Annotated in this window: 11 protein-coding genes; 8 read left to right on the top strand and 3 right to left on the bottom strand. The window is 42.7% G+C overall.

Features of this window, described 5'->3' with window-relative positions:
• Positions 1 to 75: 75 nt before the first annotated feature.
• Both PR809_RS14750 and metB read right to left on the bottom strand, forming a co-directional pair.
• Complete coding sequence (locus tag PR809_RS14750; protein ID WP_206276395.1) at positions 76 to 2,517, bottom strand: bifunctional aspartate kinase/homoserine dehydrogenase II; 2,442 nt, start codon at positions 2,515 to 2,517, stop codon at positions 76 to 78.
• 12 nt (positions 2,518 to 2,529) lie between these two features.
• Positions 2,530 to 3,690 carry a cystathionine gamma-synthase gene (metB, locus tag PR809_RS14745; protein WP_206276396.1) on the bottom strand — a complete coding sequence of 387 codons (1,161 nt, stop codon included), beginning with the start codon at positions 3,688 to 3,690 and terminating at the stop codon, positions 2,530 to 2,532.
• 315 nt (positions 3,691 to 4,005) lie between these two features.
• Between metB and metJ the strand changes: the two genes are divergently transcribed.
• A complete protein-coding gene (metJ, locus tag PR809_RS14740; RefSeq protein WP_004265315.1) occupies positions 4,006 to 4,323 on the top strand; it encodes a met regulon transcriptional regulator MetJ in 318 nt (105 codons plus the stop codon).
• 365 nt (positions 4,324 to 4,688) lie between these two features.
• A complete protein-coding gene (locus PR809_RS14735; RefSeq protein WP_206276397.1) occupies positions 4,689 to 5,411 on the top strand; it encodes an outer membrane protein in 723 nt (240 codons plus the stop codon).
• Between the two features lie 66 nt (positions 5,412 to 5,477).
• Here the strand turns inward: PR809_RS14735 and rpmE are convergent, their stop codons facing one another.
• Positions 5,478 to 5,693, bottom strand: a complete 216-nt coding sequence (rpmE, locus tag PR809_RS14730) for a 50S ribosomal protein L31 (RefSeq protein ID WP_004265313.1) — start codon at positions 5,691 to 5,693, stop codon at positions 5,478 to 5,480.
• 218 nt (positions 5,694 to 5,911) lie between these two features.
• Here rpmE and priA point away from each other — a divergent pair, with 218 nt between their 5' ends.
• From priA to PR809_RS14700, 6 genes are all read left to right on the top strand, one after another.
• A complete protein-coding gene (gene priA / locus PR809_RS14725; protein WP_206276398.1) occupies positions 5,912 to 8,110 on the top strand; it encodes a primosomal protein N' in 2,199 nt (732 codons plus the stop codon).
• Positions 8,111 to 8,451: 341 nt separating this feature from the next.
• Positions 8,452 to 9,480, top strand: a complete 1,029-nt coding sequence (gene cytR, locus PR809_RS14720; RefSeq protein ID WP_181489943.1) for a DNA-binding transcriptional regulator CytR — start codon at positions 8,452 to 8,454, stop codon at positions 9,478 to 9,480.
• Positions 9,481 to 9,553: 73 nt separating this feature from the next.
• Positions 9,554 to 10,360: a cell division protein FtsN gene (ftsN, locus tag PR809_RS14715; protein WP_166267026.1), complete on the top strand. Its 807-nt coding sequence runs from the start codon at positions 9,554 to 9,556 to the stop codon at positions 10,358 to 10,360.
• A gap of 169 nt (positions 10,361 to 10,529) precedes the next feature.
• Positions 10,530 to 11,060 (top strand): ATP-dependent protease subunit HslV, encoded by a 531-nt coding sequence (gene hslV, locus PR809_RS14710; protein WP_004265304.1) that lies wholly within the window; start codon positions 10,530 to 10,532, stop codon positions 11,058 to 11,060.
• Between the two features lie 9 nt (positions 11,061 to 11,069).
• Positions 11,070 to 12,404: an HslU--HslV peptidase ATPase subunit gene (hslU, locus tag PR809_RS14705; RefSeq protein WP_206276399.1), complete on the top strand. Its 1,335-nt coding sequence runs from the start codon at positions 11,070 to 11,072 to the stop codon at positions 12,402 to 12,404.
• A 187-nt stretch (positions 12,405 to 12,591) separates the two neighbouring features.
• Entirely contained in the window at positions 12,592 to 13,515 is a 924-nt protein-coding gene (locus PR809_RS14700) for a 1,4-dihydroxy-2-naphthoate polyprenyltransferase (RefSeq protein WP_166267030.1), read from the top strand.
• Positions 13,516 to 13,630 lie beyond the last annotated feature (115 nt).

Below are 13,630 nucleotides of genomic sequence, written 5' to 3'. Positions count from 1 at the left end.
AGGATAAATTAAAAATTTTCATGACGCATTGATGCCCCCTATACCATAGGGAACACCAATGCGATCGGAAAATGATTATAAAAGTTGAGAGAGTCGGTTAAGATCGGATTGAATAGCGCCCGCAGTCACATCTCGTCCTGCGCCTGGGCCACGGATCACTAATGGGTTGTCTCGATACCAACGGCTTTCGATAGCAAACACATTGTCACCCGGTAATAATGAAGCCAGAGGATGTTCCGGTTTCACGGCTTCCACGCCTACTTTTGCCTTGCCTTTTACCGCATCAAACCGCGCTACATAGCGTAGCACTAACCCGAGCTCTTGCGCAGCTTCTAAGCGCTGCTGCATTTGTTCGTTAATGACAGCGCTGTTTTCAAAAAATTCATCCAAAGAACCCGTCTGTGCTTGTTTTGGTACTAAAGATTCAACCCTCACATCATCCGGCTCAATGTCATAACCCGCTTCACGGGCTAAAATAATTAATTTCCGCATAACATCTTGCCCTGATAGGTCAATACGTGGGTCTGGCTCAGTTAACCCTTGCTGCCAAGCTTGCTCTACTAGCTCACTAAATGGAATGGAGCCGTCAAACTGTAAAAATAGCCATGATAGCGTTCCCGAAAAAATACCACTGATACTCAGGATAGAATCACCGCTTTCTTTTAAATCCCTAACCGTATAGTTAATCGGTAACCCAGCCCCTACTGTCGCGTTATATAACCAATGACGACCTGTTTTTGAAAATGCATCGCGGATTTGACGATATTGTGCCGTTTGCGCTGCACCCGCAATTTTATTTGCACTGATCACATGAAAGCCATAACTCGCAAAATCAACATAATTATTTGCCAGTGTTTCACTTGCCGTGACGTCTAACACGACTAGATCATCATAAGGGTGGGAACGCATCCATAAAAATAGGTTATCATCCTCATGCTCTACAGCTTCATCATCAAAGAAAGCTAGTGCACGACTTGGGTCAATCCCTTGGTAATTCAGTAAGCTACGGCGGCTATCTACTACGCCTGCTAAGACAAAATCAAAGTCACTACGTGCCGAAATTTTGTGTTGTTCCGCGTCAAAAAGCTCTAGCCAACGCGCACCAATATTTCCTTTACCAAATAACACTAAACCAATGCGTTTTTCTGCACGAAATAAGCTCTGGTGCATCCCTTGAATTAGGTGCTCTGTTTGGTTTGAGCGCAATACCGCCACTAAACTAATCGCATCCTCTGAATGCCAAATAAATTCAACAGGTTGCCCTTTCAGTTCCTCATAAAAACGGTGGCTATGTAGCGGTTTTTTACACACCCCCGCACCGACTAATGCCACCAGAGAAAAACCTTCGCGTAATGATAATGACCCCGGTAAACCGGCTTCTTCAAGAGCATTTAAAGCACTCTCGACAATTTCGGAGGTATAACATAATTGCAGTAAAGAACGGTCATGATGAATACCGCGAGCCAAAGGACGTAATTGAGCTCGTTTAAGTAATAAGTCCACATCTTTGCAAATTTGTTTAAAGTCACGCCCTGTCGCGATGCGCAATTCAATTAAGCACACATCATCATGGCTAGTGACAATTTTTGCTCCTGCACCTGACGCAAGTACCCGCTCAATTTTTGTTGAACCTTGTTCAGGTTGATAGCTACACCTTAATTGCAAATCAATATTACTCACGGAAACAGGCTGTAAAGTGCGTGTGTGTAAAACAGGTGCCGCCAAACGTGCTAATTCACTGGCTTCATCTAGGCGCAGTAAGGGTAACAAACAGGCATCTTTCACCTTGCGAGGGTCCGCGCTATATACCCCAGCGACATCACTCCAAATCGTGACTTTTTCTACATCAGCCAACGCGCCGACTTGTGTTGCAGAATAGTCACTTCCATTACGCCCAAGCAGTACGGTTTCACCTTGCTGATTACGCGAAATAAAGCCTGTCACGACAATACGCCTGTTCGGTAACTGAGTTAGCTGCTGTTGCAATAAATAACGTGATTGGATTTCATCAACCTGTGGTTGTGCCGCGCGTTCGGCGCGTAAAAATAAGCGTGCATCTAACCAAGCGCTCATCATACCTGCCTGTGCAAGCACTTCAGCCATGAGACGCGCAGACCAAATTTCACCATGGCCGACCAATTCTGCATAAGTCGCATCATTTGTGGGTTGATCCAATAATGCACTTAAACGCTCTAAATCGTGAATAAATAGTTGGCTTAATTCTATGGCTTTCTGTTCGGGTAAAAGAGATTCAATTAAATCAAGTTGATAACAGCGTAATGACTGTTGAGCTTGATGAGCTGAAATACGGTCACTTTGGCTTAATTTCAACCAATTAATCAACTGATTGGTTGTACTACCCGCGGCAGAAACCACCATTAAATCACCGGGTTGGCTATAGTTTGCCATAATTGTTGCAACGCGTTGATAGCACTTCGCATCGGCTAAACTGCTGCCCCCAAACTTATGTAACTGGCGGTGGCAAGGAGCCACCTCAACCGCTGTTAGTACACTCATCAAAAAACTCCGCTAACGTTGTGCCGCAACCTTAAATGCGTGGTCTAAGTCTGTGATTAAATCCTGAGAGTCTTCAATTCCCACTGAAATTCTTAGCAAGCTATCTGTGATCCCCGCTTGCGCACGGGCTTCTGCTGACATACCTGCATGCGTCATTGTCGCGGTATGGGAAATCAATGTTTCCACACCACCTAATGACTCCGCTAATGTAAACAAGCTGAGTGAGCGAAGAAAATGGCGAAGTTGTGACTCATCACCTGCAAATTCAAAACTCAGCATCGCTCCAAAGCCTTTTTGTTGTTTTACTGCTATTTCGTGCCCGGGGTGATCTTCTAATGCAGGATAATACAATTTTTTCACTAAAGGCTGTGATTTAAGATATTTTACGATCTCTTGTGCATTTTGCTGCTGCTGTAATACACGTGGAGATAATGTCCGAATACCTCTCAATAGTAGATAGCTATCAAAAGCGCCCCCAGTAACACCAATATTATTCGCCCACCAAGCAAGCTCTGTTACCCACTTTTCTTCTTTCGCAATCACCACCCCTGCAACGATATCAGAATGGCCATTCAGGTATTTAGTGCATGAATGCACCACAAAATCTGCACCGAGTAAAAGAGGCTGCTGCAAAATTGGGCTTAAAAAAGTATTATCTACAACGACTAATGCACCTACATCATGAGCCAACTGTGCAATATGCTGTATATCAAAAATTCTTAATAGCGGGTTGCTTGGTGTTTCGATTAACACTAATTTGGGCTTTTTCGCTAATGCAGCCTGCAATGCAGATTCATCACTTTGGTCGACAAATTGCACCTGATACGCCCCACGCTGGCTTTGGCTATTAAATAACCGGTAGCTTCCGCCGTAACAGTCATGTGGCGCAACGAGTAAATCCCCCGGTTGCAGAAAAACGGTACATAACAGGTGAAGCGCAGACATCCCACTGTTAGTCATTACCGAACCACTACCCCCCTCAAGTTGTGCCAATGTTTTTTGCACAATATCACGCCCTGGGTTTCCACGACGTGAATAATCATGAGCTCTCGGTTCATTAAAATCAGTAAAATTATAGGTACTGGATAAATAAATGGGAGGCACTACGCAACCAAATTGTTGGTCTTCATTTAATCCATTATGAATTGCGATAGTTGACGGCTTGTAAGTCATAAACGCTTCTCCTGAACAGTGATAGGCTAAATCATACCCATCGGATGTTTGGACGTCAATATATCTAGACGTCTAAACCTCTTTACGTTTATATCAACTAATGGAATAATCAACCTTAATTATGATGTGTAAATTGATAGTCAATCACACAAATCAGCTTAACTTACTAATTTCACAAAAAATATTGTGATAAACTAAGTGAAGTGTCGTCACGTTTGTATGCAGTTCTTCATCCTTGAAAGCTTAGATTAAGTTTCTATTAAAAAGAATGTGCATATTATTTTTAATTATTACTGAAAATATCCAAGGTATCCCATGGCTGAATGGAATGGTGAGTATGTCAGTCCGTATGCTGAACATGGCAAAAAGAGTGAGCAAGTTAAAAAAATCACAGTATCTATCCCATTAAAAGTACTGAAAATTTTAACTGATGAGCGGACTCGTCGTCAGATTAACAACTTACGCCATGCCACTAACAGTGAACTCCTGTGTGAAGCTTTTTTACATGCATTCACAGGCCAACCACTGCCAAATGATGAAGATTTGCGTAAAGAGCGTAATGACGAGATCCCTGAAGCTGCAAAAGAAATTATGCGTGAATTAGGTATCGACCCTGAAACGTGGGAATACTAATCCCAATTAGTCGCCATTACGTGCCTAAAAGTTTTGACTACGTCGCAAGCCTTGCGGCGTAGTTACCCCTCTATATTTCCGCCCAGATACCTATGAATGAGTTTAAATTCAACAAGAACTAGGTAGGCCATTACTCATTTTGCCAAACCTAATCCATTAACATCAAACACTGTTAAAATTGACAGGATAACAACTTAGCTTTTTGTGCTTTTCTGTGTTTTAGTTCTATTTAATTAGCAAATTTAATATTTTAAAAGCAATTTGTTTTGTTTATCAATAATTTGATAATTCCACTTAAATCAATTAAAAGTTATGCCATATAATAGATAAGGATATTTAACTAACTATTAAATGGTAAATAAGCAATGAAAAAAGTAATTTTAGTTTCTCTTTTAAGCCTTACGTTTAGTGGTCTGGCTATGGCATCTAGTAATGGTTTTTATGTTTCTGGAAAATTAGGTACATCTATTCTTAAATTATCAGACCAGAAATGGTCTGATGAAGATGGCAGTGACAATGGTGGCAGCAAAACCAAAGGCGTATTTGGTGGTGGTATCGCATTAGGTTATGACCTGTACGATGCAACTTCTTTACCTCTTCGAACTGAATTGGATATTACTCTACGTGGTAAAGCTTCTTCAAAACATAATTTGAGTAATGAATCTTGGAGTAATGGTAGTTCTTACTATTCCTCTCGCGAAGACGGTAAAAATGATATTACATTAAGTACCTTTATGATTAATACTTATTATGATTTCAAAAATCAGACCAATTTCACACCTTATGTTTCCGTTGGTTTAGGTTTAGCAAGTGTTAAACATAAAGCGCAATATATCTCCTCCGAAGTTAATTCAGGCGGTAGCGAATACGATTCATTCTCTAAATCGAAAACCAACAGTAACTTTGCTTGGAGCTTAGGCTTAGGTTCACAATATGCAATTAATGATAATCTTTCATTAGATTTAAGCTATCGCTTCTTAGATGCAGGAAAATCAGATGTTAGCTATAACGCAGATGGCGAAACGCTCAAGTCCAAAGTGAAAGTACGTAGTAATGACATCATGTTTGGCGTGGTTTACCGTTTCTAACGGCTTATTTTAGGCATTAAAAAAGGGAAACTCAGTTTCCCTTTTTTTTCGCATTCACAAGTTCGATTATTTTTTAGAACCTGGGATGCTGAAACGTTGGTTGAAGCGATCAACACGACCACCAGTCGCAACATCACGCTGTTTACCAGTATAGAACGGGTGGCAGTTACCACAAACGTCCAGGTTCAGCGAGTGACCAGCAGTTGAATTAATTTTCATTACATTACCGCAAGAACAAGTTGCAGTAACTTCTTCGTATTTAGGGTGAATACCTTTTTTCATGGGAGAACCTCTATTAAGGCCGTGTCGCCATTCCAGCCCTAACGCCGGACACCACACGTCGTGTTGATTGAATTTAATATATTGGTAAAAATAGATACCAAAGGCGGCGGATCATACAGAAATTCTGTTTATCGCGCAATGAAAACCGAGTAAATTTTGTGGTACTCTAGTCAACAATCGCTCGCATTATCGCATAAAAAACAGACGGAAAACCAGATATGATCGTCGTTCAGGTGGCTTTACCTGTCCCTTTAAACCGCACATTTGATTATCGCCTTCCTGATAACATGCCACTCCCAGTGATTGGCAGCCGTGTTATGGTGCCATTTGGCAAGCGCCAAGCCCTTGGTATTGTGGTAAAGCACAGCGATAAAAGCGAGTTTGCTGAAGATAAATTAAAAGCCATCGAGTTGGTTCTCGACCACCAAACACTCTTCCCTGATGATATTTGGCAGCTCTTACTGTGGTCTTCTCAGTACTATCATTACCCAATAGGCGAAGTACTCTTCCACGCATTACCCACACTATTGCGCCAAGGTAAACCCGCTGAATTTACCCCTATTTGGCAATGGCAAGTAACGGATGAAGGCTTAGCGGTTGACCTTAATGAACTAAAACGTTCTCCAAAACAGCAGCAAGCTCTTGCACTTTTGCGTCGTAGACCTGTTTATCGCCATCAAGTCAGTGAGCTTGAAATCAGTGAAAGCGCTCTGCAAGCACTGAAAAAGAAAGCTTATATTGATTTACACCCCGTTCAACCGACTAGCGAAAAGTGGCAACCAAGCTTTACAGTTTGTGGTGAAAGGCTGCGCCTTAATAGTGAGCAAGCCACAGCGGTCGGTGCTATACGTGCTGAAGATGACCAATTTTCGCCATGGCTGCTCGCAGGGATCACAGGGTCCGGTAAGACGGAAGTATATCTGAGTGTATTGGAAAATGTCCTTGCCCAAGGTAAGCAAGCTTTAGTTTTGGTGCCTGAAATTGGCTTAACCCCACAAACCATTAATCGTTTTCGTGAGCGCTTCAATGCCCCCGTAGATGTTTTGCACTCAGGGCTTAACGATAGCGAGCGTTTAGCTGTTTGGTTACGCACTAAACAAGGGCAAAATGCCATTATTATTGGTACTCGCTCGGCACTGTTCACCCCTTTCGCCCACCTTGGCATTATTATTATTGATGAAGAGCATGACAGCTCATATAAACAGCAAGATGGCTGGCGTTATCACGCCCGTGATTTAGCTGTTTTCCGTGCTAAAAAGAACAATATACCGATTGTCATGGGGACCGCGACCCCGTCATTGGAAACCTTATTCAATGTTCAACAACATAAATATCGGCAATTAAATCTCACTATTCGTGCCGGTAATGCACGTCCTGCGGCTCAACACCTTATTGACTTAAAAGGCCAGCCGTTAAAATTTGGCCTTTCGCATTTATTGATTCAACATATTAAAGAACACCTTGCACAAAACAATCAGGTGATTTTATTTTTAAATCGTCGAGGTTATTCTCCGACATTAATTTGCCATGAATGTGGTTGGATTGCGGAGTGCCAGCGTTGTGACCACTATTACACCTTGCACCAAAACTTTCATCAATTACGCTGCCACCATTGTGATAGCCAACGCCCAGTGCCTCGCCAATGTCCACAATGTGGTTCAACGCATTTAGTGCCTGTTGGTATGGGAACTGAGCAACTAGAGGAAGGTATCTGTGAACTATTCCCTGATACCCCTGTTACCCGTATTGACCGTGATACCACCAGCCGCAAAGGGGAACTGGAGCAGCATTTAAACCAAGTGCATGAAGGAGGAGCTCGCATTCTTATTGGTACGCAGATGCTCGCCAAGGGCCACCACTTTCCTGATGTCACCTTAGTCGCCTTATTAGATGTCGATGGGGCATTATTCTCGAGCGACTTCCGTGCAGCCGAACGGTTTGCCCAATTATACGTGCAAGTTTCTGGTCGAGCGGGGCGAGCCGGTAAGCAAGGCGAAGTGTTCTTACAAACCCACCATCCCGAGCACCCTCTGTTACTCACACTGCTTGAAGAGGGTTATAATGCATTTACCCAAGAAGCGATGGAGGAGCGTAGGGTCGCGATGTTACCGCCTTATACCAGCCATATATTGATCCGCTCGGAAGATCACAACAACCAAGATTCACGCCAATTTCTGCAAAATGTGCAGCAATATATTGCTGAACATCCCCAAAGTGACGCGAAAATGTGGATCCTAGGCCCTTCGCCGTCGATTCAAGCCAAACGCGGTGGCCGATTCCGCTGGCAATTGCTATTGCAGCACCCTTCACGACTTTATCTACAGCAGTTTATGGCGAAGCGACTGCCAGAAATACTTCAACAGCCAGAAAGTCGCAAGGTAAAATGGAACATTGATGTTGACCCGACGGATTGTTAACTCATTATCCATGCTAAATGATTCATTTTATCTAACCATTTAACGTTATAAACCATACCAATATTTTCTTCGCAGTATGTTGATAAATTTGAATTATTTACCCTATAATGCTAAACAGTCAAATTGAGCATTTTTTATACACATTGAGTTTCATTTATCTTTTTGCCCTTAGAATTATTTTCAAAATTTGCGAAGTAGCTCTAAAAAATGACGCAAGTCACACTTTTTATGCAAACTAGGTAACAGATATTATTGAGAAACCAATTAGAATAACCACTAATAATGACGTACTTGCGCCATTCAAAAAAAGCAAACGATTAAATCAATCTAAGGAAGGCGTTGTGGAAAGTAAAAAACACAATAACACGGCAACAATGAAAGATGTTGCTAGTGCCGCGGGCGTTTCGACAGCGACGGTGTCTAGAACACTCATGAACCCGGAAAAAGTTTCTTTGCAAACACGCCAAAAAGTCGAACAAGCGGTGATGGATGTTGGATATTATCCTCATAACCTTGCTAGAAGCTATAAGCGCAATGAATCAAAAACAATTCTAGTACTCGTTCCTAATATCCGTGACCCTTTCTTTAGTGATGTCGTGTGCGGCATTGAAGAAATCGCAGCTCAAGAAGGCTACTTCGTTTTGATTGGGGACTGCAAACACCAAGAAAAACAAGAAAATGCCTTTATTAACCTCATTATTACCAAACAAATTGATGGCATGGTCTTACTGGGTTCAAATATTCCCTTCGATATCTCAACCGAAGAGCAGAAAAACCTCCCTCCGATTGTGATGGCAAATGAATTCGCCCCTGAACTAAAGCTGCCTACTGTACATATTGATAACCTCACAGCCGCATTTAATGCGACACATTACCTGCAAAAACAAGGCCATAAACTGATTGCTTGTATTGCAGGCCCCAACCATATGCCTTTAAGCCAATACCGTTTAGAAGGTTATAAAAAAGCCATGTTGCGTACAGGCGAAAAATTGCGTGAAAATTATATTATTCGTGGCGATTTTACCCATGAAGGTGGCGCTGAAGCGGTAAAAACATTACTGTCACTTCCTGAACCACCAACCGCAATCTTTTGCCATAGTGACATCATGGCGATTGGCGCGATGTGGCAAGCGAAAAAAATGGGCTTAACGCTCCCAGATGACCTCTCTTTTGTTGGTTTCGATAACTTAGAACAAGCAAAATACACCTTACCAGCCCTAACGACTATCAACCAACCTCGCGCTGAAATTGGTCATCATGCGATGCAATTACTGCTTGAGCAGATCCATGGACACAATGTTAACCCGGGCTCACGTCTCCTAGATTCTGATTTAATCATCAGAGAGAGCACAAAAGCGCCTAAAAGCTAGTCAAAGTTGCTCAGGTTAAGTAACATGTTAAGCCAAATGACGACGAACAATTGATAACTAGTGAATTAATAGCGTGGCACAAAAAGATTATGTAGCTCGAGGGCGCTCATCCGCCCGTAAAAAAAGCAAAGGTAAATCCAAGAAAGCACAAGGACTACCAATGACAACATTGGTTGTCGCTGTCGCGATTGTCGTGCTATTTGTTGGCGGCCTGTTTTACATCACCCAAAATAAAAAGGACACGCCGCAACCCCAAGTTGTCACACCAACAACACCGGGAAGTACGCTTCCACCAAAACCTGAAGAGCGTTGGCGCTATATTAAAGAGCTCGAACGTCGTGGTGTGGATACGCCAAATATTCAACAACCAAGCACAGGTAATAATATTGTGCGCCCATCAGATTTAACACCTGAGCAGCGCCAGCTATTAGAACAAATCGATTCTGATCGACGTCAACCTGTGACCAATTTACAAGAAGTTCCCTCGAATGGTAAACCGGTGCCACGCTCACAAGTGCTCATCAATGAGCCAGCCCAACCTATCGAGCCAGTGCAACGTAAACCGGCGGCTAATATCCCTCCGAAGCTTGAGGCTCAACCAACTGCGCCAGCAGCTCAACCACAAACAGCACCAAGTACTAAACCGGCTAACAGTTTGCAAAACATGATTGTTCAATGTGGTTCATTCCGTACAGCTGAACAAGCCGGGTCTGTACAAGCCACTCTGGCATTTTCAGGTATTGAAAGCCGTGTAAGTGCAGGTGGTGGTTGGCACCGTATTGTTTTAGGCCCTTATTCCAAGTCCACTGCCGAAAAAATGCGTGACCGCGCAGCAAGTGCAGGTGTTTCTGGTTGTATTCTTCGTGCGTCTGGGGGTTGAAAAACCTCAGCGCCCCCCCCATGTACTGTTTTAATGTACTCATGAGCGGTACTTTGTGTCTTCAACCTAGTTCAAGTGATAGTTAATTAAACAACTATCACTTGAATTTAATCTTTTGAAAATCACATTCAACCGCATTCTTTTTTGTAATAAAACCAGGGGCTAACTCATGACAACAATCGTAAGTGTTCGCCGTAATGGCCAGGTCGTAATTGGTGGTGATGGACAGGCGACGATGGGTAATACCGTCATGAAAGGCAATGTCCGCAAAGTTCGCCGTTTATACAACGACAAAGTCATTGCCGGATTTGCCGGTGGCACCGCAGACGCATTCACATTATTTGAACTGTTCGAGCGCAAACTCGAACTTCATCAGGGCCATTTAACCAAAGCAGCCGTTGAACTTGCTAAAGATTGGCGTACTGACCGCATGCTTCGTAAATTAGAAGCCTTATTAGCTGTCGCTGATGAACACACTTCACTGATCATTACAGGTAATGGTGATGTAGTTCAACCGGAAAACGACTTGATTGCTATTGGCTCCGGTGGCCCATATGCGCAATCAGCCGCACGTGCTTTGTTAGAAAATACAGACTTAAGCGCTAAAGAAATCGCTGAAAAAGCGCTCGCTATTGCGGGTGATATCTGTATTTACACCAACCATAACGTCAACTTTGAAGAAATTTCTTCAAAATCATAAGGATTTAGTATGTCCGAAATGACTCCACGCGAAATTGTCAGCGAACTCGACAATCATATTATTGGCCAAAATAAAGCCAAACGTTCTGTTGCGATTGCTCTGCGTAACCGCTGGCGCCGTATGCAGTTAAACGAAGTATTACGTCACGAAGTCACACCAAAAAATATTTTGATGATTGGGCCAACAGGGGTGGGTAAAACTGAAATTGCTCGCCGCCTTGCGAAATTAGCCAATGCGCCATTTATCAAAGTCGAAGCGACCAAATTTACTGAAGTCGGCTATGTAGGTAAAGAAGTTGACTCCATCATTCGCGATTTAACTGATTCAGCCGTTAAAATGGTGCGTTTGCAGTCTATCGAGAAAAACCGCTATCGTGCTGAAGAAATGGCTGAAGAGCGTATTTTAGATGTGCTTATCCCACCAGCAAAAAATAACAGGGGGCAGTCTGAGCCAACGGATGAGCATTCCCCAGCTCGCCAAGCATTCCGTAAAAAATTACGTGAAGGCCAATTAGACGATAAAGAAATTGAAATCGAAGTTGCGGCCTCCCCTATGGGCGTTGAAATTATGGCGCCTCCGGGCATGGAAGAGATGACAAACCAGTTACAATCCATGTTCCAAAACTTAGCAGGCCAAAAACAAAAACCTCGTAAGATGAAAATCAAAGAGGCATTCAAACTGCTCGTTGAAGAAGAAGCGGCTAAATTAGTCAACCCTGAAGAACTGAAAGAGCAAGCGATTGAAGCCGTTGAACAAAATGGTATTGTTTTCATCGATGAGTTCGACAAAATTTGTAAACGTGGTGGACAAAGTTCAGGCCCAGACGTATCCCGTGAAGGGGTTCAACGTGATTTGCTGCCATTAATCGAAGGCTGCACCATTTCCACTAAACACGGGATGGTCAAAACTGACCACATTCTGTTTATTGCTTCAGGTGCATTCCAAGTTTCGAGCCCATCAGACTTGATCCCTGAGCTCCAAGGTCGTCTACCAATTCGTGTTGAGCTACAAGCGCTGACCACTGAAGATTTTGTACGAATTTTGACGGAACCAAACGCTTCATTAACTGAACAATATAAAGCGTTAATGGCAACAGAAGGCGTGAATATTGAATTCACAACTGACGGTATTCGTAAAATTGCAGAATCAGCATGGCAAGTGAATGAGTCAACCGAAAATATTGGTGCTCGTCGCTTGCACACGGTGCTTGAACGCTTAATGGAAGATATTTCTTTCGATGCCAGTGACCGTAACGGGCAAACTATCCAAATCGATGCAGACTATGTCAAACAGCACTTAGATGAGCTGGTGGCAGATGAAGACTTAAGTAGATTTATTTTATAATCTTATTAATTATCTGGTTTTCATGTATCCTTAATATACATCGACTAAAGTGCAGCTTTTATCGCTGCACTTTTTTCTATGAAATATTCTGCCCATTGCATTGAAAATACTAAGGTATTCATCTATATGATGGGTTATTAAACTATCAAGAACACGTCTCTAAAGAGTTTGAATTATAGGTAACTGCATGCAGTCGACATCCACAACAATAAGTCGTAAACAAGCTTGGATTGAAAGTCTCCGCCCTAAAACCCTACCATTAGGGGTGATTGCGATTGTGACAGGCTCTGCACTCGCTTATTTAACGAATAATTTTAAATGGCCCGTCGCTTTATTAGCACTTATCACCGCGGGGTTATTACAGATTTTATCAAACCTTGCGAATGACTATGGTGATGCGGTCAAAGGCTCTGATACGGCTGAACGTATTGGTCCATTACGCGGCATGCAAAAAGGCGTTATCACGCAAGCAGATATGAAAAAGGCGCTCAAGCTAAATATTACAGCAGCCTGCCTTTCTGGCTTACTCTTAATTATTGTCGCCTGTGAAAAACCAGAGGATGCCATTGGTTTCGTCGCATTAGGGCTTATTGCTATCTTAGCTGCCATTACCTATACCGTTGGCAAGAAACCATATGGATACCTAGGGCTAGGGGATATTTCTGTCTTGATCTTCTTTGGCTGGCTAAGTGTTATTGGGACTTATTATTTACAGGCTAATAGTTTTAATATCATCACTGTCCTGCCCGCAACGGCCTGTGGGTTGCTCTCTGTCGCGGTATTGAATATCAATAATATGCGTGATATCGAAAATGATATTAAAGCAGGCAAAAACACCTTAGCGGTGCGCTTAGGCCCCCAAGGCGCTCGCATTTACCACACTATTATTATAGTTACGGCTATTTTATGTTTGGCCTTTTTTAATCTAATTTATTTGCACGGATGGAGCGGTTGGTTATTTTTACTTGCTGTACCGATGTTAATGAATCATTTACGCCGTGTTCTGAGTGACCCTACGCCAGAAGGTATGCGTCCTTTACTGGAAAATATGGTAAAAGCCGCGCTCGTGACTAACGTTTTATTCTCTATCGGCGTTGTGATGAGCAAATAATAATCACTATTTGTCGTTTTTTTGACTTTTTCCGCCTATTTTTAGGTGGGTAGCTTTGCCAAGTACGGTTCAAAAGGGATATACTGGTTACCTCTTGCAGCAAAAAAGACCTAAC

Origin of the sequence: Providencia sp. PROV201 (assembly GCF_028479545.1) — a bacterium.
GTDB classification, from domain to species: Bacteria; Pseudomonadota; Gammaproteobacteria; order Enterobacterales; family Enterobacteriaceae; genus Providencia; species Providencia huaxiensis.
This window is presented reverse-complemented; position numbering and strand designations above follow the sequence as displayed.